Genomic DNA, 23,361 nt, shown 5'->3' with positions numbered 1-23,361 from the left:
TGTATCCCAGAGGCAGTAAACCTCATTGCTTACCCGCCTTGAGCTATCCCTTTAAGAACTTTGTCTAGCTCCATTTCTATCGGAGAAAACAACTCTTTGTATCGACCATAATTATTTTCGTTTATTGCATGATCTAGTGTTTTACAAGATTCAAATAAGTCCAAAGCACCAATCGAGCACGCTACTCCCTTTAATGTATGGACTAGAGCCTTAGTTGAACTATGATCTTCATTTTCTATCGCGGTTTTTATCTTATTGATATCTTCGCCATGATCTTGGACAAACATATCCAAAATCTCTTTAAATAAAGCTTCATCACCTAATACATTATTTAGACCCGTTTTAGCATCTATACCAGGAAAGCTGAGCCCCTCATTTACCGGCGCGTCTGCTTGCATATTTAAATCTTTAATTAACAAGTTAGCGTCTAGCGTATTCTCTGGCGCAGCGTTCACTTCTTGATCAACAACCGTCTGGTTGCGACCCTGCTCTTTTGCTTGGTATAACATTGCATCAGCTTTCCTCAACAATTCATCTAAATTACATTTAGCTGATGGCGAAGTTGTCACGCCAATACTTACTGTGATCACAATTTCAGTTAAATCAGACGAATTATTAGGCGTTATTATTTTACTCGATAGTGCAGTTCTAAAACGCTCACACGCGATAAATGCTTGTTCAATCGCAGTGTCTGGCATACAAACAGCGAACTCTTCGCCACCGATGCGGCCAATGATGTCATAGTCTCTAAAATTATCTGCCAGTAAAGAAGCAAATTCTTGAAGTGCAATATCCCCCGCCTCATGGCCGTATTGGTCGTTTAACTTTTTAAAATGATCGATATCAAACATTGCAAAAGATATCGCTGACTGAGCTCTGCTAGCTTGGCTAATGGCGCGCGATGACTCTTTTTGGAAGCCACCTCGGTTGAGTAATTTTGTCAAATAATCTGTCTTTGCTGCCATTTCTAGTTGCTTTGTACGCTCCATAAATCGAAGCGCATTAGACATTCGAGCAAGTAATACTTTCGGAATATAAGGTTTTGTCACATAGTCATCGGCACCTAGCTCTAGGGAAGATACAATAGTATTTTCATCATCTGAGGCTGACAGCATAATGACCGGGATTTGCCTAGTGCCATATTCAGACTTCAATCTCTTTAATATTGTAAGTCCTGATTGACCAGGCATATGCATATCCAACACAATTAATTGAATATCAAACTGTTCTAGAGCCTTAAGCGCCTGCTCACCTGACTCCGCAGTAACAACTTTATAACCGGCATCAGTCAAATCAAACTCTAAAAGCATTAAACTATCTTTTGCATCGTCTACTGCTAGAACAGTATATTGGTTGGTCAAATTCACATCACTTTCCATTGACTTCATAATTATTACCTTTTTTACCGCCTTTAGCTGACTGATTCAACATTAAATTTCTCTAACTGACTAATTAGATTAGATAAAGAAACGGTCAGTTGTTCATTCCAATACGCATAATCAATCGGCTCTTTTTCTTTGGAAACTATCTCAAGTTCCTCAACAATCGAAGCAAGTTGATAGGCAGATAAGTTATTACTACTTCCTTTAAGTTTATGACTAATCGCGGCTATTTCAGCATAATCTTTGCTATTGATAGCCTGAGTTAATTTACTAATTAACTCAGGTGTTTCCTCAACAAATAATGCAACTAAATTAGCTGCTAGATCTCGATTATTTCTTACTCTGTTGAGAAACTCTCGTTGACACCAGACAATATTCTCTCTTAGATCATTTTCAGATTCATCTTTAGGTTCTTCTTGACTCTGATGATTCACGTTTTCTGCCACATTGACTTGGTCATGTTGAAGTGCTTGGTCAACAACCTTTTCTTCTTCTTTTCTTCCTAACCAATTCACTAGCTTTTGTTGAAGTTGATCTGCATTTATAGGTTTAGTGGCATAATCATTCATTCCTGCTGCTAAGCATTTTTCTTCATCACCTTTCATTGCATTAGCGGTCATAGCAATAATGGGAATTGAGCTAAACCGTTGTCCAGCGTGATGTTTACGTATAGATTTCGTTGTTTCGTAACCGTCTAATTCAGGCATCTGGCAATCCATAATTAACAGTTCATACGGATAATCTTCAGGACACTCTTTCAGCAAAGCCAAGGCTTCTAACCCATTACCAGCAACATCTGCTGTTAAACCAATATTATTCAGTATGCCTTGTAATACCACTTGATTAATTCGATTATCTTCAACAATCATAATACGAGCTTGTCTCGGCATCGGGACTTCTTCTTGTTTATACTGTCCCACTTCCCCATTATCCAACTGAATTTCTTCCATATTACGTACAATAGAAATGGACTGATAAAGATCTGCAGTTGTAGCCGGTTTAGGAAAATAGGTTTCAGCACCAAGCTTATAAAAGTAGCTTGGCTCGTTTTGCTGGTCTAATGGAGTCATCAAAATAACTTTCGTCATCCGTGATTTATTGCCTTGCTTTATCGCGTTACTTAATGGTTCATCTCCTTTGGTGTAAGAAGTATAATCGATAATCGCAATATCAAAAAAGTGACTTCGGTGACTTTCAATAACATGCGTAGCTTGCTTTGCACATGTCGATGTAGTAACGCTAGCCCCCCAACCTTGCAACTGCTTTTGCAATACACGTAAATTTGTTTCGTTTTCATCGATCAACAGAATGCTAAGGTGCTTTAAGTTTGTCTCAGGACGGTTGAAAGGTTCAACATCACTTCCCTCTAAAACAATATCAAAAGTAAAAGTGCTTCCTTTATTTACTTCACTTTTTACTGAGATATTTCCTAACATCAAGTGACATAATTGCTGTACGATCGCCAGCCCTAAGCCTGTTCCGCCGTATTTTCGTGTTGTAGAGGCATCCACCTGGGTGAAAGAGTCGAACAAATGTTGCTGCTTTTCTTCAGGGATCCCTATCCCTGTATCGATAACATGGCAGGTTAGACAAAAACCTTGCTTCTGCTTAACCAATTCAGCGCTAATAACAACTTCACCTTGTTCGGTAAATTTAATCGCATTGCCTACAAGATTAGTTAATACTTGCCTTAAACGGCTAGGGTCCCCGCGAACCATAATATCTTCAACTAGCGTTAAATCTAAGATCAGTTCAACAGACTTTTCTTGTGCTTTAATCGCCATTGACTCTGCAAATTCACCAAATAATTGATGAAGGTTAAAATCAACGATTTCTAACTCTAGTTTACCAGCTTCGATCTTAGAAAAATCTAGAATATCATTTATTAAGGTTAGCAATGACTGAGCACTAGAATTTGCTAGCAGTAAATGGTGCTTTTGTTGCTTAGTTAATTTACTTTGACTAAGCAACCCAAGCATACCAATAACACCATTCATTGGCGTTCTTATCTCATGACTCATGCTTGCTAAAAACTCTGACTTCAGTTGCAATGAGTTTTTGGCAATATCTAGCGCTTCTTCTTTTAAGTTTTGGTTGGCTATTTGCTCAGTAATATCGCGGTATGTCCCGACAACACGCTCTTTATTGCCCATGTCATCAAACATGATTTGTGCGTGCACTTCCACATAAGCAATCTGGCCCTCTTTAAGCACAATTCTATGTTGGTATTGAGCTTCTTTGCCTTTATCAATCAGGGAGTTTAATCGTTGTTCGACATCAGTAATATCATCTGGATGAACGATAGAGCGCCAAAGCTCTTCAGTGGATTTATTTAATTCTGGGCCTGTATCAAATATTCGATACATTCGCTCATCCCACTGCAAATGTCCTGATTTTAAATTTAAATCCCAAACGCCAATTTTCGGTGCAGACAAAGCAAAATTAAGACGCCAGGCAGCACTATTAGCTTCATTTAATATTCGTCGACGCTCAGCCTCAATTAATTTCGTTTCCGTAAAGTCTCTAATTAGTCCAGTAAATATGCTGCCCGCCTCCGTTTTGACCTCGCTTACGCTTAGTTGCATAGGGAACACTTCACCATCTTTTCTGACAGCAGGTAGCTCTCTACCGACAATGTTTTTCTGCAGTAAATAGTCATAACTAGCCAGCTTCTTTTCGTGCCTTTCAGCAAATTCATCCGGCATCAATAATGTGATGTTTTTACCTAAAACTTCTTCTTCTTCATAACCAAACATTTCTGTCGCCGCACGGTTAAAAGCAAGAATACGCCCTTCTTTATCTATTGAGATAACTGCGTCTACAATGGAATCAACAATTGCTTCAAGCTGCATAGAAGCACTCTGAGCCTTTTGGGTAGCGTCAATTTGTAGCTGTGATTTGGTTTCTAACGATATCAGTAAGTTATGAAAGCTTCTCGCAAGAAACCCAATCTCATCTTTATATTTAGTCGGTAAATTCTTAACAACTTGATGTTCTTCATAATCAAAAACACTCTTTGTTAACGCGGCTAAAGAAGACGTTAGCTTTCTAGCAATCAATATAGAAAACAAAAGACTAATAATGGCTACCGTTAGGCTAGTAATTATTGTTCTGTTACGCATATTTTGCGCGGCTTGAATGTATTCTTGACTGTGATTTTCAACAACAAGATGTAACGCAGCCTTATTTCCAAACTTGTCTAAAGGCACTTGCTGGTAATACGCTATACTGGAATTACTATGTGGAATAGTCACATCTAGCATGTTCAACGAAACTCCACCATTTGCTATTGTTGAATCAAGTTTTGGAAAAACAGAAATTAGGTCATAGTTTTTGTCTTGAACATCAGCATGAGGGGCATAGATAAACATTCCTTGTTCATCGGCAAGATAAAAAGAAATGTTCGCTAAAACACTTTGTTTAAGCTCTTGTAAATATATAGATAAGTCGATTTCAATCGCAACAAACACGTTATTTTCTGAACCCGAATTAATAATTCGTTTAGCCGCGTAAAATTTTGCCTGCGGTAAAGTTCCTGTTTCAGAGGATACTTCCACATCAGAAAAAAACACTTGATCATTCGATACAGACATCATAGGCGCTAAAGCAACTAATTTAACTTCTTGTTCAAGTAGCCTTGACGGTATTACCTCTGCGATCCCTTGTTTTTTCCTGACACTAAGCGATACTTTTGCTTGCCTGTTTGCTACCGTTAAATAACTAATTCGAGAATAATAACTTCTTGAGTTAAGTAATGTGCTAAACGACTGCTCCAGTTTAGATCTAGATAAACGAGTTTGGGCTCCGTCATTTACGTAATTTGATATTGAACCTGAGTTTTCAACGACATTAGCCATCAAGGATATATCGTAATTTGCCTCAACAAATATTTGCTGGATAAGTGGCTTTACAACATCAGATTCCATAACCACTTTACTTTGCTCTTGACGCTCTACCAAATTATGACTTTCTAAATAGAATAATAATCCGATTGATAAAGAAACAATAAGCGCAAAAATAAAGCCTGCAAAAGGAATGGTGACAACAAGTGGTCGTCGTACATCACCCAACGCTATTTTTGCTTGCCCGCTTGCTCTATGATCTTCAACCTCATTTTTCTCACTATTTTTTTGCACCTTTTCAACAAAAGGCGCTCTGTTATTTGCAATATCAATTGCTAGACCAAACAAAATCGTACTGTAGGCAATGACTTTTAAAAAATGTGCAATATTAAAATGTGAGTCAAACAGTTGAGTCGAGCCAAATGCCATGTGAAGTTGAGCAGCGATTTCCGGCAACATGCTCGCTAAAATTGCAAACCTTAATATCGACTTGTATTGGCTAAACCATAGCCAATAAATCACCGAACTACATAAGAAAATGGCTAGCGGTAAAACGTCATAGGGTCTCGTAATTATAGATAAGGGAAAAGTTGTTTTAGGTAAGGAAACACTGTTAGAAACACTTGCAACCACAAACACAAAAAACAGCAAAAAGCTTATGCCGATAAACAGTAATAGCCTTAGGCTTTTCTTTTTGTTTGTATACAAATGTCGCCTAGAGCTTAACCATAAACTTATAGCTGCCGCTAGTAACATGAGAATACTATTAGAAAATCTAGATAAAGCCCAAGTAAAAGGAATAAAGTCTTGATTGGGTGCTGAAGAGGTGATGAGTTGAGAAGCAGCAAGAATATGATAAGCATCAAACAATGCAGCTGAAAGCAACGCTAAGCCTATCACAGGCACTGCAATATCGCTGTGGAGCCGGTAATGGACAAACGCCAATAAAGCTGCGATAGCTGCAACAACAATAGCGCTCCACTCCAAAATTAAGTGATGGAACGCCCCATCAAATCGTTGTAAAGCGAACTCTGAACTGAGCTCAATATTGGATGTCACATCGTACCCAGATGAATACGATGAAAAATCTACACCCGTTAACATCAAAGTAAAAGGAAGAATACAACAAGCAATCAAGCCAAAAATGATTGCTTTTCGCCAGTAGTTCCCTGCAATGCCGACCAGTACTCTTCCGAACACGATGTCTCCTATCGCTTATTAGTTACTCATCAAGAATGACACTAACTCTTTAGAATTAAAGGGCTTCCTTAGCACAGGATATTCCCATTCATGTTCTTGTTCCGCGATATAACCGCTCATCGACAATACTTTTATATTAGGGTATCGCTCTTTAACCAAGGCTACGGCTTCACGACCAGAAATATCTGGCAGTATCATGTCAGTGATAAATACATCGTAGGTTTGACTGCCTTTTAACACCCCTTCTAATGCAGTTTTACTCGTGACATGATTGGTGGTTGCACCCTCGCTATCTAGGTATAACGAAACAAATTCGGCTATGCTAATTTCATCATCGAGTATGAGATAAGAATGGTTTTCTATACCCGCTGAAGAAATCGTCGGGCTATTCTGATCTATAGCGGTATTAAATGACTTACAGCGAAAAACTAACGTAAATTCAGCTCCACCTAGATCACTCGTACCAGAGACTTGTATTTCACCATTATGCTTATACATAGTGCTATACACATTCGCCAGCCCTATACCGTTCCCTTTGTTTAACGATTTACTACTGTAAAAAGGATCAAAGATTTTAGACAAGTTTTCTTCTTTAATGCCAATACCGCTGTCTTTTACTTTTATTTCAAACCGGTTGCCATCAATGACCTGAGCACTCATCTGAATTTTTCCATTAACTTCCCTTTCTTTAATGGCGTCTTGAGCATTTAAGACAATATTAAGCAAGATATTAATAAACTCGCCTTGCGGGAAAGTAATAAGGCAATTTGAATTGAGTTTAGTAAAAGAAAACTCTATGGTGCTAAGTAACATTTGCTTGAACAGATATAAGTTTTCTTCCACTTCGCTAATAGGATCAAACTCGATCACTTTAACTGGTGGCTTTCGCGTAAAGGCAAGCAGGCGCTCTGTTACGCTTTTTCCTTTATCAATCGCGTTTTTTACCCGTTCGACATATCTAGATATATCTCTTTCGCCTTGAGATACCTTGATTTCTAGCATTTCAGTCGCACCGAGTGCTACGCCAAGAACGTTGTTGATGTCGTGAGAAACATTACCAAATGTATTTCCTAATAGTGCTAATCGATTACTAATAATTTGCTGTTGCTCTTTTCGGAATTTATCCGTTACATTTTCAACAATCCAAATATAAATTCCTTCATCTCGCTCATAGGTCACCGATAAGTCAAAAACCGAGTGATATTTATCAAAACTGATATTTTTTTGTTTTACTTGGCCCTTCTCTTTTGCTTGACGCTTGTAATTCAGGTAATCATTAATAGAAAAGTTAATATAATTAAACAAAACACGCTTTTGATCATGTTGTTGTGAAGATATATCTTGATAAACAACGTTGTCTTTATCATCAATAAAGAAGATAGGCACTTTAATCGTGTAATTAACGAGCGCAAGCAGTTTTAACTTTTCGAAGACTTCTTCAGATTTAGTAATATCTCGAATAACCCCAAAAACAGCGATGACATCCCCATTATTATCTAACTCAACATCGCCTAAACATTCTATTTTTACTTTTTTTCCTAGCGCATGACGGATAACACTTTTGAATCGAAACCCTTCCTTTGTTTCGATAGATTGCTGATAGTAAGTTCTGGCTTTTTCTCGCTCTTCTTCGAAAAATAATTCAAATGAAGAATCGACCGTAGGCACATAGTTTTCACTCGATAAGCCGTAGATATCAAAAACGCCGCCTGACCAAAACATTTCATTAGTGGTTAAATCAACACGCCAATGGCCTGAGTTATCTAGCCTTTCAGCAATGTGCAAATAACGCTTTTGTTTTTCATACTGCTGGATCAGTCGTTTAGAATCCGAGATGTCTTTAACTGAACCAAAAATTCGATAAGGTTTGTCATTTTGATAATCAAATATTTTACCAATGACAGACACCCAACGTACTTCTTCTTCAACAGTGTAAACTGGGCAACTAACATTTATAAAAGGTAATTCACCTTTGAAGTGAAGCTTAACCTGCCGATAAATTTCCACCATATCTTGGGGAGCAACATGCTTTTCCCAAAACGTTGCTTTACCAACAAAACTTTCGCTCGGATAGCCAAGTACTTCCATCGCCTGTGCTGAGCAATGTATAACACCTGATTTAATATCCCACTGCCAAAAGGCTTCTTCGAAATTTTGCCTGTTAGTAACAAAATCAATCGAATGATGCTCATCCTCTAATTGAGGTGCGCTAGTAATGTGGTCGACATAAACCAAAAACAAATCGTTAAACTTAGTGAGTTTAACGATGCAAGGTTTAATATTGCTATTGATACACTGAAGTCTTAAATAATGTTCAACTTTTAAATGTTTTTCCTGACCATATTGCTGTATGAAACTTTTTTGAGAAAAGTGGCGAGTAAACAAATTTTCAATATTCTCACCCTGAATGCTTTTTTTTTCAAAGCCCGACAATAATTCGAGTTCTTTGTTAACATCCACAATAACGCCCAATTTATCAATTAAGGCAACCGCATAAGGTATATTTTCAATCGTTAAACATTCTGACGGCATCAAAATAGCACATCCTCATCGTCAATCTCTGTGGCTTCAATGTCCTGTTCTATATCATTAATAGCACGAAGCTCATCCACTTTTTCCAACGCTTTATCTAACAGGCCGGTAATTTCAAAAAAGTTAACATCATCTTGAGTATGTTTCTTCAGCGCATTATGCACTAAGCTAGTTAAATACTCTTCTTGCTCCATATTTAGATCTAGAACATGAAAGCTCATGCCTATATTCTTAACAATCTCATCCATCACCTCTTGATGGTGATGTTTAGATATTTCTATCATGCGTTTGGTTTTTGAAACAGCTTGCTCAATTTGTTCTTGAACATTTACTAACGAGTTTTTGTATGTAATAAACGCCATTCTCGCGCCAATACACTCTATAACAGAGGCTAGTGCGTCAATATAAATATCTGTATCTATCGCCCCTTCTTCTAAGTTTAAAATCAATAAGGAAACTAAGGGGTGGTTAAATATAGTCCTATTTCCAAATCGATAAAGTCTAGGTTTTACTTTTAAAAGTTCCATCACCCCTTTTTCAACAGGTGAACACAAACCTGATCGCGAACTATAATAGGCAGGCTTTTCATTTAACGGGTAAAAGGCAATACAGCCGTGTAATCCCATGCTATACAAAAAAGAGAACACTTCATCTCGAATATTTTCATAAGAAAAACATTGGTTAAGTTTCGACGTAAGTTGCATACAAGCACCATATTTTGACGCTTGTGCCATTGAAATATTAATGACTCGCTCTTTTGACGAGATATCACTTTTGAATTGGCTGATTTGATTTTGATAAGCAATGAGCTTTTCGAGTTTATTGTTCAACGCTAACAGAGAAATAGGCTTGGCTAAAAAGTCATCTGCCCCACACTCAAGCCCCTTTAAAATAGCTTCTTCTGTTGCTAATCCTGAGTATAAAACAAATGATGTCGCCACCGTATTTTTGTCAGAATTCGCTTTGATCCACGTCGAACCTGTTTCTTCTCCAATGTATTCATCAACTAAAGCGATATCGACAAAGCCAATTTCGTTAGATATAGATTCTGCTGCCGCGAGAGAATTCGCAGCATAAATAGTAAAGTTTGTTTCAAGCGCTTCTGATAATAACTCTAGATAACTTTCGTCATCATCTATGATAAGTACTTTAGGTTTATTCATTAAGTTGACTTCCTTATAGTGTAGCTAGTCCAATAAACGCAAGTTAACAACTTTTACCATCGTGTTGTTGTTGAAAAACTTGATACTGATTTCTACCTGTTTCTTTTGCTAAATAAAGTGCTTGGTCTGCACTTTCTATGATCTGCTTTGAAGACATACCGTTACTCGCTGTTGTCGCAATACCAATACTGACGGTTACGTAGTGACGAATAGGAGAATGCTCATGTGGAATCGCAGCTAATTCCACAGATTTTAAAATTTCTTTTGCTTTAAATCTTGCTCCATCAATAGGTGTAAATGGAAGGGCAATAACAAACTCTTCCCCTCCGTAACGAGCAATAAAATCAGTCGATCTGTTTAAACTCTTTTTCATTATCAGAGCCATTTGTTTTAAACATTTATCGCCCTCTGGGTGGCCGTAATTGTCGTTGTATGGTTTAAAATAGTCTATGTCTACCATCAAAATAGAGAGCTCACCATTGTGACGGTTATTAGACTTAATAGATTTACTCAACATATCATCTAAACCACGCCTATTAAGCACTTGAGTCAATGGATCAATACTGGTCAAACGTGCTAGCTTTCGATTCGCTTTATCGAGTTGCTCTTTCATATGAGCGATGCGTTCCATTGCTCTTATCTTGGCAGTCAAAATCACCTGCTTTACAGGTTTTGTTAAATAGTCATCACCACCAACATCAATGCCTTTAGACAAGTACTCTTCGCTATCATTTGAGCTTAAAAATATAATAGGTATCCACTCAACATGGCTCTTTCTAATCTCTTTGGTTAAATCAAAGCCATTCATTCCTGGCATTTCAATGTCCATTAAAACTAAATCGACACGCTCTTCATCTAAATACTGTAATGCTAATTTATGTCCGTCTGCGACAATTGGATGATGCCCACTTTCTTGGATCATTGATCCGACAATATCGCGAATAAACTTATTATCATCTATCACTAATATATTCATAGACACCTGATAAAAATAAGAGCTTTATATATTAACTCCAAACATAACTAGCAACGACTTTTGAACCATTTGCTAAGTATTGCAAACTATCACAAAGTTGGCTGACTAATTGAATACCTCGGCCACTTAATTGCTTACTTGTACCTTCTTCTAAATTAAGCGCCTTATTAATATTATATAAGCCAAAATCAAACCCTTCTCCACTATCGGCGATTGAAATCATCACATTTCCGCCACCTGCACTGCCCGGATAATAATATAAATTGATTTCTACAAACCCTTCCTTTAAGGCTTTCAGTTGTTTCTCTCGTTCTGAAAAATATTGTGAAAACCCTTCTGCACATGACTTCATTGAGGAATCTAACCCCAGCACACCATGATCAAGCGCGTTAACGAAAAGTTCGGTTAAAATAGTAAACAAGCTTTGCCAGTGCTCAGCATGACCTTCAATTTCCTGAATTTGACTCATGGCCATTGGAATAGGGTTTACTTGAGCTAGTTTAGCTCCGGTTAGCTTAATCTTCCATTGCCAGGCTGGCTCATCTTGTAACAAATCTTTCGTTTGATGTTCTTTGTTCACGCCGACTGGTAACTCAAACGTTTGGTGCCAACCACTACATGGAACGTCAATTAGCGAAATGTCGTCCTCTTGTGGCATTCGTTGACAAAAGTCGTTCATATCTTTCGACACAGCTTGAGCGACATTGTTTTGTAAAATGCCAACTTTAGCTGATGTTTCAAATCGTTCTAATCCATACATTTCGCCAGCTTCATTTCGCGCTTCGATTATTCCATCACTGATTAATACCACACGATCAGATGATTCTATGGGAAGCATTGTTAAACCTGAATCTGGCAATAATTCGGGAAGAACCCCAAGAGGTGGATGCTGAGAGCTTAATTTATGCTTTACGGTACCATCAGCACTAAAAACGTAAGTATCTGGTAAGCCTGCATTAAAAGCATAGATGGAGTCATCGTAGCTCGATACTGTAACAAAAGCAGCTGCTAAAAATAAATCAGGTGGAAGTAGAGAGTGTAACTGATAATTTATTTGTGTGATTATCTCGTTAAGCGAAAATCCTTTCTTAGTCATGGTTCGAAAAGTTTCAGCCAAAGGAATGGCGCCTATGGAAGATCTTAATCCATGGCCCGTGAAGTCACCTAACAGCACGTTCACATCACCATTAGGGCTCAAAGCAGTTAATTGAATGTCGCCACTGAATAAAGTTGCAGCTTTTTTAAGGATCCCTATCCTATCAAGAGCAAAATTTCTAGACTCGATAACACCAGACATTAATTGTTCTGCTAGCTCGGCGTCTTTTTGCTGCTCTTGTTGAAGCTCTTTTATCTTTCCGTATAAGTCACTAATACGTTGAATTGATTTTATTTTTGCTTTAAACACTTCAGGAGAAAATGGTCGAACCAAAATACCATCACCGCCTGCTTCTATACTTTCAATAAAGGCTTGATCTGTGTCCATGCTCGTAATAAAAATTAACGGACATAAACTATTTTTCTTAGACAATGCTTTAATTTTACGCGCAGCTTCATAACCATTCATTACAGGCATATTAATGTCCATTAATACCAAATCCGGTTGATACTTAATATACATTGCAACACCACGAGCACCGTCATTAGCACTAAAAACGCGGTAACCCTCTTCTTTTAGTAGAACGCTTAATACCTTGCACTGCATTGCTGAATCGTCAACAACCAATGCTAATTTTGTTTTATTTGCCAGTGACGCCTCTTTCATTCGCTATCTCTCAATAGTCATTAAGCGATGAAATTGAGCAATTTCTAGTATTTTGTTCACTGCTTCATTTGGGTTGGCAATGACTAAAGTTCCAGATATTTTTTCTACGTGATCCTTTAAGAGTAAAATCATACCTAACGCCGAGCTATCCATATAAGAGGTCTTAGATAAATCTAACGTAAATTGTGCACCGCTAGCTATACAATCACTATAAGCGTCTCTAAACTCCTGATGAACAGAGAAATCAAACCTATCATCAATAGCAATTGATATTTCTTTGTTATCATCTGATAAATATTTTTTTACGGCCATTTTATCTCCTTAAAACTAACTAAAATAATTCAACGTCACCTTCATCCATGGAAGATTGAGTAACGCTTCTATTTTTATCCGATTCTTCTAACGTCATGTCTAGTTCTTGACAGTATTGTTTTAACTCAACGACATGTTCACTTTCTATAGCGCTTAAAGTGCTTAAGTGTCTAATTTTGTCTGACAACCCTCTAATATGCTCAACATTACAGTTGACTGATGTCAGGCTTTGACTCGCTAGATCTTCAAACTGTAAGGAACGAACCCCCAATGCTACACTTTCACTAATTTTTGGTGTTATCTGAGCAATTGCATTCATAATTTCAGCATTACGTACGTTCATTTGATTCACGTTGTCCATCATCAAACTAACGTTTTCTTTCGCCTCTAACGTGCCAGTCATATCAGCTGAAGCCATGTGCTCTACTGATTGACGTAAATTTTCAATAATCTCTTGAGCATTCGTTATTTGATTACGAATATCATTGTTTAATTCTGTGGAATTAATAGATAACGCTCGAACTTCATTGGCAACTACAGCAAAGCCCCTACCCGCGTCGCCTGCTCGTGCCGCCTCAATCGCGGCATTTAAGGCAAGTAGATTAGTTTGACTCGCCAAGCTTTCAACTTGGCTGATCAAATTAAAAATACCTTCAAATTGTTTAACCATATCATCGGTATAGGCCATGGTTTCTAGACTTTGCTTACTGGTTGAAACAATAACATCTACAAACGACTGTAGCGTTTTGTCGGAGCTTTCAACAAATGTTTCGAGCGTTACATCTTCATTTTCACCTAAATGATGCTGGTTAGAAATCACAGCATTGATCAATTCTTGTTGGTCAGATATTAGCTGCTGAAGCTCTGTAAAACTTGACGAGATCCCTCTAATAGCATCTGACATGATCATCTTAGAGCGCTCTAGTTCCGATTCAATCACATGAGCTTGTTGTTCTAGACTTGTCTCAAGCCTACTTAATAAGTCTTTAATATCCTGTTGGTTTGTATGGTTAGATTGCTGAATTTTTACTGGTTCACCAGGTTTTGAAAGCTTAAGCAAATAAGCGACTGCAAATAGTACCAAAATGTTAATAAGCGATATCAACCACGGCGAATTGTCTAACCAAACAAGAATACTCGAAACAATAACCGCTAAGCCGGCACCTGCAGCGACCTGTGTGATTTTATTCATGTGCTAATGCCTTTTGCATTTGAAGTTTATTAAGCGTCGCAAATTCAAGCATACTATTTCTTATTTGATCTAAATGAAGCTCATCTGTATGGGCATTCAATGCATGTGCACTTCCTGGCATGCCCCAAATCAAACTGCTTTGTTTACTTTGAATAATGGTTCGAGCGCCCGCTTGTTTAAGTTCTAACATTCCTTGCGCACCATCTTGCCCCATACCGGTAAGTAATATCGCTTGTACGTTATCTGCAATTGGAATTAAAGAATCATAAAGTACATCTACTGACGGTTTGTGACGATTAACTGGCTCTCTATCATTTAAATGACAAAAAAGTGAACTGCCTTTTGCGGAAATAGTTAAATGTAAGTCGCCTGGTGCAACATATGCGTGACCGGCTTTTATCTTTTGGCCATGTTGTGCTTCTTCAACGGTAATCGAACAATGCTCATTTAAACGGCTAGCAAATCGTCCGCTAAAGGCTTTTGGGATGTGTTGCGTTATGACAATCGGAGGGCAATTTTCAGGCATATTCACCAACAAGCTTTTAATTGCTTCAGTGCCGCCAGTAGAAGCACCAATGGCCACGATGTGATTCAGCCTTTTTGATCCTGGAAAATCGTTGCTTTCTTCAGACTTTATACTGCGCGCCTTGTCTAATGCTAAATTACGCTGGTCAATACCAACAGCAGCTTTTAATTTGGCCAGTAAGGCATCTTTAAAGCTATCTTTAGATTTGATCAGCTCTTCAAAGCTAGGTTTGGCAATAAAGTCAATTGCACCAATTTCTAACGCTTGCAGCGTTATATCTGCACCTTGTGTGGTTAATGTTGAAAGCATAATCACCGGCATTGGCCTTAACCTCATGAGATTGCTCAAAAAGGTAATGCCATCCATTTTGGGCATTTCAACATCAAGGGTAATAATATCAGGTTGAAGCGTTTTGATCTTTTCTCTCGCTTCAAACGGATCTTTAGCCTCACCTACAACCGTCAGTTGTGGGTCAAGATTAATAATTTCTCTAACTATGGTTCTTATTGTTGCTGAATCATCAACGATAAGGACTTTTGTTTTATTCATGAAAAAACATCCTAAAATAATTCGATATCGCCATCCACTGGCTCTTTGTCAATGCTAGAGCGGTAATCAGATTCACGCCTAGCAATTGTATCATTATGTAAATTATCAAGTTTTTTAACAAAAGCTCTGCCTGAACTTGGTTCAAACAATACTTTTCTAGGGTAAATTTCCCCTAAATCTGCGCCTAATAACTCAATATTTTCTTTCTCTAGATAATCTAAAACAAACTCGGTGTTTCGCTGCCCTACATCTGACATTTTCTTTAATACTTTTCCGCCACCAAAGACTTTTGCTCGCAAGTTAACGCGACGTCCTCCATGTTTCAAAATCATATTAATTAAATGTTCCATGGCAAAGTTGCCGTATCGGGTAGCATCAGATGCTAACCCTCTTTGTCCCCAATCTACTTCATGGGCTTCTTTGTCAGTTAAAGGCAACATGAAATGGTTCATGCCACCAATACCTACACGTTCATCCCAAATACACGCCGAAATACATGAGCCTAAAGTCGTTGCAATGATGACGTCTTCACTAGTCATATAAAACTCGCCCGGTAGTATTTTTGCGACAACTTTACTGCGATATTTATCCCAGTAATGGTTTACATGTGAGAACTCAGGTAAGCAATTTTCAATGCACTGGTCCACTTCACTGTGCTTTCTTATCATTTCTCTACATTCACGCGTCTGAATTCAACCTTAAGCAGGTTTTCTAAAAATAGTTCGGCCAATATTCTCAAAATATTTTTGGTATTGTCCCAAACTCTCGCTGTGCCCTAATAACAATAATCCGCCTGGGGCTAAAATATCGTAAAAGCGATCAAACAAATCGTTTTGCGTTTCTTTGTCAAAATAGATAATGACATTTCGGCAAAATATAATGTCAAACGGACCATTCATCGGCCAATCATGTAATAAGTTAAGTTGCTTAAACGTAATTAAACTCTTAACCCTATCGTTAACTTTTACCTTGCTAGCATTCGCACCTTTACCCTTGGTTAAAAAACGAGAAGCATATTCAGGTGTTAGGCCCTCAATACGCTTTTCATCATAAATGCCCGAAACTGCATGGCTTAATACATTTGAATCAATATCTGTTGCCAAAAGCTTTATGTCCCACGACCGTCGATATTGGCCAAGAACATCTTCTAAAACCATCGCGATACTATAAGGTTCTTCACCTGTCGAGCTGGCGCTAGACCATACTCGGATTCGTTTAGAGCTATTATTATTTGAAATTAAATAAGGTAAATACTCGTTTCGTAAATAATCAAAATGATGATTCTCACGAAAAAAGCTGGTTAAGTTTGTCGTTATCGCATTAACAAAATAAACCCGTTCTTTTTCCGGATCCGCCTTTAATATCTGATAATATTCACGAAATGAGTTTAGTTTTCTTTCTCTAACGATTCGAGTTAGGCGCCTGTACACCATTTCGCGTTTACTATGATTAAGTACAATGCCAGCAAAGTCATAAACGAGCTGGCAAATATACTTAAACTCTTTATCGCTTAATTCAAAAGCGGGATCCCTAACGGCATTCATTGTCGTTTAAAACTCTTCCCACTCTTGATCAGACAGCGTTTTTACTCTTTCTCTCGTTTTAGGTTTAGGTATAGTCGCCCGTTGTGCAGAAGACCGTCTGTTTGACTGTCCCATACTAGATGAAGGGGTTGCTTCACCATTATCGAAAAATGCTACTTGCTCCAATAAGGCTTGAGCTTGATCTTCCATTGACTTGCTCGATGCAGCCGCTTCTTCCACTAATGCCGCGTTTTGCTGGGTCATTTCGTCCATTTGACTCACTGCTGCGCTAACTTCGCCTATGCCAGCTGACTGCTCTTTACCTGCGCTGTCAATGTCACTGATCATCTTGCCAACTTCCTCAATTGAAGTAACCAGTTCAGTAAACGTTTGACCCGTTTCGTCAACCAATTTAGTACCCTGACCAACGGCTTCCACACTATCGTTGATTAGGCTCTTAATTTCTTTAGCAGCGCCAGCAGAGCGCTGCGCTAAATTGCGTACTTCAGCTGCAACAACTGCAAAGCCTCTACCTTGCTCGCCGGCTCGCGCGGCTTCAACCGCAGCATTCAAGGCAAGTAAGTTGGTTTGGAAGGCTATTTCGTCTATTACACTAATAATATCGGCAATTTTCTTACTCGACTTGTTAATATCGCTCATCGCATCGATGGCATTTTTAACAACATCTCCACCGTTGGTCGCTTTTTCCATCACCGAGTTAGATAATTTACTCGCTTCAGTAGCATTTTCGGCATTCTGCTGAACCGTGCTTGTTAGCTCTTCCATTGCAGACGCCGTTTCTTCAAGACTAGAGGCTTGTGATTCGGTTCTATGGCTTAGCTCATTATTTCCTTCAGCTAATTCTCGAGACGAATCAAAGACATTTGTTGAAGCTGTTCTAATTTCATCAACCATGTTACTAAGGTTATTTATAGAGCCATTCATCGCTTGCGCTAGTGCTAAAAATTCGCCAGCGTAATTGCCATCCATAGTTTCTGTTAGCTTACCTTCAGAAAGCGACTGAGCAACATTAATAGCCTCTGTAATAGGCGCTACGACAGCATCCATTAAATTATTAATACCTTGGCCTAGGTCTTTCATGAACCCATGGTATTCAGACGTATTAATACGGCTATCCAGTTGGCCAGAAATAGCATCGTTAATTAATCCTTCAACTTGGCCTTGAGCGTCTTTTTCTTCGGTTAAATCTAACCACTGCACAGCAGTGCCTACGTGATTGCCGCTTTCATCTCTCAACGCAATAGCAATTAATTCAAAGGTCAAGCCAACAACTGAAATTTCAGTTCTATATGGCATGTTTTCAGGATTACCAAGTAAATTTTGTTGATGAGAAGGGTTTTTATGAAATGCATCGAAGTTAGTCCCGATCATGGTATCGACACTAAACGCAGTTAATACAGTTTGTAGTTGTGCTTCACGTCGTTTTAGCATGGTCTTAACTGACGGGTTTGCATACACAATATTGCCATGCAAATCAGCCATCATTAGATTCGTCGACATGCCTTCAACTGCTGACATTAAGCGACCAACTTCAACGGATTTAGCTCTAACTTCTGTTACATCCTGCCATTCTAGTGAATTACCAATATAATTACCTGCCGCATCTAGCACTGCGGTAACATTGAGTTCAAAGGTCAAATGCTCAATGTGTATATCTGTTTTATACGGTAAATTATTAGGATCGGCTAACAGCTTTCTTTGGTGCGCAGGGTTTTGATGAAAACCATCGATATTAGTACCTATTATCTTATCTTCATCTGCTGAAAAACCCGGCCACTTATTTTGAAATGTACGTTCATGAAGCTTTAACAACTCAAATGTCGCTTTATTTGCATAAGTAATATTAAAGTCTCGATCAATTAGCATACTTGGCGTTACTGATTGATCCACAGCTCCTTGTAACTGTGCAGATTTATTTGCTGCGGCGCGCACATCAGTTACATCGCTCCACTCTAATGAGTTGCCTATGTAACTACCAGCAGCATCTAAAACCGCAGTTACGTTGAGTTCAAAGGTCAAATGTTCAATGTGGATATCAGCTTGGTAAGGTAAGTTGTTAGGATCTGCTAATAGCTTTCGCTGATGTTCAGGATTTTTATGAAAACCATCGATGTTTGTGCCAATAATTTTATCTTCATTAGCTGAAAAACCAGGCCATTTCAGTTGAAATGTTTGTTCATGCTTCTTTAACAGCTCAAATGTCGCTTTATTGGCATAAGTAATATTAAAGTCTCTATCAATCAGCATATTAGGGGTACCTGATTGATCAATCGCTCCTTGAAGTTGGACAGCTTTATTCGCTGCTGCTCGAGCTTCTGTTACGTCACTCCACTCTAGTGAGTTACCGATGTAATTTCCATCTTCATCTATGATGGCAGTTACATTAAGCTCAATGGTTAAATGTTCTATTTCAATGTCAGTAACATAAGGTAAGTTGTTAGGATCATCTAACATTGTTCTTTGATGCGCAGGATTTACGTGAAATACATCAATGCAGGTGCCTAGAATGTTATCTTTGTCTGCACTAAATTCAGGCCATTTCATACGAAAAACAGCTTCATGCTCTTTTAGTAACTTCATCGTCGCCGCATTTACATAGGTGACAATAAAGTCTCGATTAATCATCATAAAAGCCGTGCCTGATTGCTCAAGCGCTGCTTGTATAAACTGACTTTGGTCTGAATTCGAATCGCTCATATTCTGCCCTTCTCGTGTTGCTGGCTGCGACAACACTTCTGCAGCATCTACCATGATTTTAGTGAGTTGTTTATATACTGCATTCCACGCCCTTACGTAAGAAACAGTAAATTTTTCACCTAACCCTGTTTTCAGGGTTTGTATTAATGCTTTTCCTACTGTTAAGTAGTGTTCAGGTTTAACGCCATACTGGAGATGTCGTTGCCCTAATTTTTCTAATGCGGGTGTTAACTTTTCAATGTCACTTAGTGATTTAACAGCAGTGTCAAGCATAGCAACAAGCTTGTCCTGTTGTTCAGTTAAATCGTCTTTAAAGAGTGGCCGTAAACTAGGGTCTAATTCAAATAAATTTTGATAGAATAATTCGGCAGCCTCTTTGGCGATAGGTACAACATCTTGCCATGATTCTTGAACTAAACTAATTTGTTTTGGTGTCATTATCAGACCTCCGTTTCTGGGCAGAGTTGTTCTCTGTCAAGCCTCCCAGTGAGTGACATGTCATCATTAATTTGATACAGCTCTTCTTGCGCTAACAAAGCTATCGTGTCGAGAAGAATCACTAATTTATCGTCCACAGACGTAAGCCCTTTGATAAAACAAGAATCGATGTTACTACCAAAATCAGGCGCTTTTCGAATTGATTCGGGTGAAAATTTATACACCTCTGATACCGCATCTACGATAATTCCGACGGCTTGAGAATTTGTACTTTGATGACTTCTTAAAATTATAGTTACCGTTTGCTCGTTGTAGTCTAGAGCGTCCATACCAAAACGTTGACGTAAATCGACGATAGGAATAATTACGCCACGTAAGTTAATAACACCTTTTATGTAATCGGGTTTATTCGGTAACTCTGTCACTTTGGACCAAACTCTAATTTCTTGAACGCACAGTATGTCGACACCATACTCCTCGTTATTTAGAAAAAAGGTTAAAAACTCTTGTTCCATTTCAGTTACCTTAACTTAGTTTGGTTAGTATGAGGTTCAAGGTGCTGCATGGCAGCATTATCTAATAAAGTCACTAAGTTATCTCCGACATTAACGAGCCCAGAAATAAACTTTTGTGGTACCAAGCCACCGAAAGCCGGGGCGTCCTTAATATCAGACTCTTCAGCGTTTAAAACATCTGATACCGCGTCTACAACAAAGCCTATTGTTTTAGAAACACCTTCATTTTCAAGGTTCAATACAATGACTACGGTGGTATCACTGTACAGTGCTTCCCCAATATTGAACTTAATGCGCAAGTCTACAATAGGGACAATAACACCGCGCATATTTATAACACCGCAAACGTGTTTAGGGGCGTTCGGAATAACTGTGGGCTTTTCCCAACTTCGTATTTCTTCAACACACAATATATCAATACCGTACTGCTCTTCGGCCAATTTAAACGTAAGATATTGTTCACCGCTGGTGATAAAGTCTATCCCTTCTAAAGAGTACTCTCCCTCAACAGGGATTTGTCCAGCTAAACTCTGAATATCCATTAGCATGGCTCCCTTTCAAGTATTGACTCTACTTCTCGAGCACTGTTGCCTGAATTACTCTGCATAGCTAAAGAAATTAAACCGGGGACATCTAAAATCATTGCTACGGAACCATCTCCTAAAATTGTCGCACCTGAAATACCTTCTACTTGTTGGTAATTGTCTCGCAAACTTTTGATAACCACTTGTTGTTGAGCAAGCAAATCATCTACCATCAACCCCACTTTTTGACCGTCGGCTTCAACTACCACTAAGAGTGCATTTTCAATGTCTTTCGAATCGGCCGGCAAATTAAACAATTGATAAATAGGTAAAACAGGAACGTTGTCTTCTCGCAAGCGATATAAAACCATATTGCCAGAAACACGATTAATCAGCTCTTCTTTTGCTTGCAGCGATTCGACAATTGTAATCAGTGGAATAATATATGTTTCACTCCCCACCCTAACTAGTTGACCATCAACGATAGCGAGCGTAAGTGGTAAGTTAACCTTAAACTTCGATCCTTTTCCTAGCTCCGATTCGATCTGAATACGACCACCTAAAGCTTGAATGTTCTTTCTAACAACATCCATCCCAACACCACGCCCCGAAATATCACTAATCTCTTTTGCGGTTGAAAAGCCGGGTTCAAAAATAAGTTCATACACTTGTTGGTCTGTCAGAACGGCGTTAGCGTCAACAACGCCTTTCTCGATAGCCTTTGCCATAACAGCATCACGATTAATGCCACCGCCATCATCAGAAATTTCGATAACAATACTACCGCCTTGGTGGTATGCATCTAACGTAATAGTGCCTTTTTCAGGTTTACCATTTGCTATTCTGACGTCAGCAGGCTCTATACCGTGATCCACCGCATTTCTCACTAGATGAACAAGTGGGTCACCGATTTGTTCCATGACAGTTTTATCTAACTCGGTCTGCTCACCCTTGATGATAAGCTCGATTTCCTTACCTGTTTTTCTAGAAAGATCATGAATAAGTCGTGGAAATCGATTAAAAGAAAAGCTAATTGGTAGCATGCGAATACGCATAACACTTTCTTGCAATTCTTTAGTATTTTGCAGAAGTTGCTCAAGCCCGTTGGTTAATCTCTCAACTTTAGAGATATCAAAGTCGTTACCCAATTCCGATAACATAGATTGCGTTATAACGAGCTCGCCTACTAAATTGATCAAATTGTCTACTTTGTCAACGCCAACTCTGATAGAACCAGAATCTGTTTTGGCTTTAGGTGTACTCGTTACTTTTTCTGTCGCTTTGGCGTTCGTGCCTTCTCCATTTCCACCATAATTTGTTGGTATAGAAGAGGCAACTTGTGCAGTTCCATTTGCGTTATTAGCATCAGTTAGAGGCTCACTCTCTCCTACTACTTCACTTTCAACTAAGTCAACAGAAGCGTTTTCAATAGTATCTTGTTGTTCACCACCGATATTGCTGTTAATAGTTTCAGTTGGATCAACAACTACTTGCTCAGCTTCTTCTTGCGAAACGTCTAATTGACATTCATCTTCTACCCATTCAAAAACTTCTCGAATATCCTCTTCCGTAGCAGAATCAGAAACTAATGTTAATTGCCAGCTTAGATAAAGTTCTTCCGGGTCTTTATCTGTCAAAGAAGGTAACTGACTACAATCGGCTTTAACTTCTAACTCGCCAAAGTCTCGCAAAGCGTTGAATAGCAATAATGGGTCATTGCCTGTTTGTACTAAGTGATGTTCAGGAATAAAACTAATGCTCCATGTCGCCTTTTGCGCAGATTCAATCTCCGGAGCTTTTGACTCTATGACTTCATCGCCAGTTGGTTGGTTTAGAGCAACAGTAAGAAGCTTCGCTACTTCTTCTACTTTCGCAGTGTCGTAGCTTGTTTCATCACGTACAGCTTCTAGCATCATTCGAGTACAATCTACTGAGTTTAATAACAACTCAACATCGTCTTTTTCAATAGTGCGACGACCATCTCTAACTTCATCTAATAAAGTTTCAACGAGATGTGTAAACTCTGTAATTTGTTCAAAACCGAAGGTACCTGCCCCTCCCTTTATCGAGTGCGCAGCTCTAAATATAGAATTTATAGTTTCGCTATCGCCTTGCTCTAGCTCGAGCAAACTAGACTCCATTAGAGCCAACCCTTCAAAGCTCTCTTCTAAAAAGCTTGGAATAAATTGAGACAGGTCTACGCTCAT

Annotated in this window: 15 protein-coding genes; all 15 read right to left on the bottom strand. The window is 38.6% G+C overall.

The features are described 5' to 3' along the window. Positions 1-29 precede the first annotated feature (29 nt). Genes ACOB80_RS05780 through ACOB80_RS05710 form a run of 15 tightly spaced genes read right to left on the bottom strand, consistent with a single transcriptional unit; the run spans position 30 to position 23,361 of the window. On the bottom strand, positions 30-1,388 hold the full coding sequence (locus ACOB80_RS05780) for a diguanylate cyclase (RefSeq protein ID WP_473164876.1): 1,359 nt from the start codon (positions 1,386-1,388) through the stop codon (positions 30-32). Positions 1,389-1,411: 23 nt separating this feature from the next. Next, positions 1,412-6,424 carry a PAS domain S-box protein gene (locus tag ACOB80_RS05775; RefSeq protein ID WP_473164875.1) on the bottom strand — a complete coding sequence of 1,671 codons (5,013 nt, stop codon included), beginning with the start codon at positions 6,422-6,424 and terminating at the stop codon, positions 1,412-1,414. An 18-nt stretch (positions 6,425-6,442) separates the two neighbouring features. After that, entirely contained in the window at positions 6,443-8,956 is a 2,514-nt protein-coding gene (locus ACOB80_RS05770; RefSeq protein ID WP_473164874.1) for a PAS domain S-box protein, read from the bottom strand. Beyond that, positions 8,956-10,119, bottom strand: coding sequence for a response regulator (locus ACOB80_RS05765; RefSeq protein WP_473164873.1), 1,164 nt, complete (start codon positions 10,117-10,119; stop codon positions 8,956-8,958). The genes ACOB80_RS05770 and ACOB80_RS05765 overlap by 1 nt, the downstream gene beginning before the upstream one ends. Positions 10,120-10,162: 43 nt before the next feature. Beyond that, positions 10,163-11,095, bottom strand: coding sequence for a diguanylate cyclase (locus ACOB80_RS05760; RefSeq protein WP_473164872.1), 933 nt, complete (start codon positions 11,093-11,095; stop codon positions 10,163-10,165). 31 nt (positions 11,096-11,126) lie between these two features. Then, entirely contained in the window at positions 11,127-12,857 is a 1,731-nt protein-coding gene (locus tag ACOB80_RS05755; RefSeq protein ID WP_473164871.1) for an ATP-binding SpoIIE family protein phosphatase, read from the bottom strand. A gap of 3 nt (positions 12,858-12,860) precedes the next feature. Beyond that, positions 12,861-13,169: an STAS domain-containing protein gene (locus ACOB80_RS05750; RefSeq protein WP_473164870.1), complete on the bottom strand. Its 309-nt coding sequence runs from the start codon at positions 13,167-13,169 to the stop codon at positions 12,861-12,863. A gap of 19 nt (positions 13,170-13,188) precedes the next feature. Continuing rightward, complete coding sequence (locus ACOB80_RS05745) at positions 13,189-14,361, bottom strand: methyl-accepting chemotaxis protein (RefSeq protein ID WP_473164869.1); 1,173 nt, start codon at positions 14,359-14,361, stop codon at positions 13,189-13,191. Then, complete coding sequence (locus tag ACOB80_RS05740) at positions 14,354-15,436, bottom strand: protein-glutamate methylesterase/protein-glutamine glutaminase (protein ID WP_473164868.1); 1,083 nt, start codon at positions 15,434-15,436, stop codon at positions 14,354-14,356. The genes ACOB80_RS05745 and ACOB80_RS05740 overlap by 8 nt, the downstream gene beginning before the upstream one ends. Positions 15,437-15,447: 11 nt before the next feature. After that, on the bottom strand, positions 15,448-16,104 hold the full coding sequence (gene cheD / locus ACOB80_RS05735; RefSeq protein WP_473164867.1) for a chemoreceptor glutamine deamidase CheD: 657 nt from the start codon (positions 16,102-16,104) through the stop codon (positions 15,448-15,450). A gap of 30 nt (positions 16,105-16,134) precedes the next feature. Then, on the bottom strand, positions 16,135-16,980 hold the full coding sequence (locus tag ACOB80_RS05730) for a CheR family methyltransferase (RefSeq protein ID WP_473164866.1): 846 nt from the start codon (positions 16,978-16,980) through the stop codon (positions 16,135-16,137). A 6-nt stretch (positions 16,981-16,986) separates the two neighbouring features. Further along, entirely contained in the window at positions 16,987-20,115 is a 3,129-nt protein-coding gene (locus ACOB80_RS05725) for a methyl-accepting chemotaxis protein (RefSeq protein ID WP_473164865.1), read from the bottom strand. 2 nt (positions 20,116-20,117) lie between these two features. Continuing rightward, positions 20,118-20,630, bottom strand: coding sequence for a chemotaxis protein CheW (locus tag ACOB80_RS05720; RefSeq protein ID WP_473164864.1), 513 nt, complete (start codon positions 20,628-20,630; stop codon positions 20,118-20,120). Between the two features lie 5 nt (positions 20,631-20,635). After that, the gene (locus ACOB80_RS05715) at positions 20,636-21,172 is read right to left on the bottom strand and encodes a chemotaxis protein CheW (protein WP_473164863.1); all 537 of its coding nucleotides are present in this window, start codon (positions 21,170-21,172) and stop codon (positions 20,636-20,638) included. Next, complete coding sequence (locus ACOB80_RS05710) at positions 21,172-23,361, bottom strand: chemotaxis protein CheA (RefSeq protein ID WP_473164862.1); 2,190 nt, start codon at positions 23,359-23,361, stop codon at positions 21,172-21,174. Before ACOB80_RS05710 ends, ACOB80_RS05715 begins: the two co-directional genes overlap by 1 nt.

The organism is Thalassotalea coralli (genome assembly GCF_055786205.1).
This window is presented reverse-complemented; position numbering and strand designations above follow the sequence as displayed.

Excerpts from the sequence above, each read along its gene's own strand:
- ACOB80_RS05780 (WP_473164876.1), bottom strand. The coding sequence starts at position 1,388 with ATGAAGTCAATGGAAAGTGATGTGAATTTGACCAACCAATATACTGTT.
- ACOB80_RS05770 (WP_473164874.1), bottom strand. The coding sequence starts at position 8,956 with ATGCCGTCAGAATGTTTAACGATTGAAAATATACCTTATGCGGTTGCC.
- ACOB80_RS05765 (WP_473164873.1), bottom strand. The coding sequence starts at position 10,119 with ATGAATAAACCTAAAGTACTTATCATAGATGATGACGAAAGTTATCTA.
- ACOB80_RS05760 (WP_473164872.1), bottom strand. The coding sequence starts at position 11,095 with ATGAATATATTAGTGATAGATGATAATAAGTTTATTCGCGATATTGTC.
- ACOB80_RS05755 (WP_473164871.1), bottom strand. The coding sequence starts at position 12,857 with ATGAAAGAGGCGTCACTGGCAAATAAAACAAAATTAGCATTGGTTGTT.
- ACOB80_RS05750 (WP_473164870.1), bottom strand. The coding sequence starts at position 13,169 with ATGGCCGTAAAAAAATATTTATCAGATGATAACAAAGAAATATCAATT.
- ACOB80_RS05745 (WP_473164869.1), bottom strand. The coding sequence starts at position 14,361 with ATGAATAAAATCACACAGGTCGCTGCAGGTGCCGGCTTAGCGGTTATT.
- ACOB80_RS05740 (WP_473164868.1), bottom strand. The coding sequence starts at position 15,436 with ATGAATAAAACAAAAGTCCTTATCGTTGATGATTCAGCAACAATAAGA.
- cheD (WP_473164867.1), bottom strand. The coding sequence starts at position 16,104 with ATGATAAGAAAGCACAGTGAAGTGGACCAGTGCATTGAAAATTGCTTA.
- ACOB80_RS05730 (WP_473164866.1), bottom strand. The coding sequence starts at position 16,980 with ATGAATGCCGTTAGGGATCCCGCTTTTGAATTAAGCGATAAAGAGTTT.
- ACOB80_RS05725 (WP_473164865.1), bottom strand. The coding sequence starts at position 20,115 with ATGACACCAAAACAAATTAGTTTAGTTCAAGAATCATGGCAAGATGTT.
- ACOB80_RS05720 (WP_473164864.1), bottom strand. The coding sequence starts at position 20,630 with ATGGAACAAGAGTTTTTAACCTTTTTTCTAAATAACGAGGAGTATGGT.
- ACOB80_RS05715 (WP_473164863.1), bottom strand. The coding sequence starts at position 21,172 with ATGGATATTCAGAGTTTAGCTGGACAAATCCCTGTTGAGGGAGAGTAC.
- ACOB80_RS05710 (WP_473164862.1), bottom strand. The coding sequence starts at position 23,361 with ATGAGCGTAGACCTGTCTCAATTTATTCCAAGCTTTTTAGAAGAGAGC.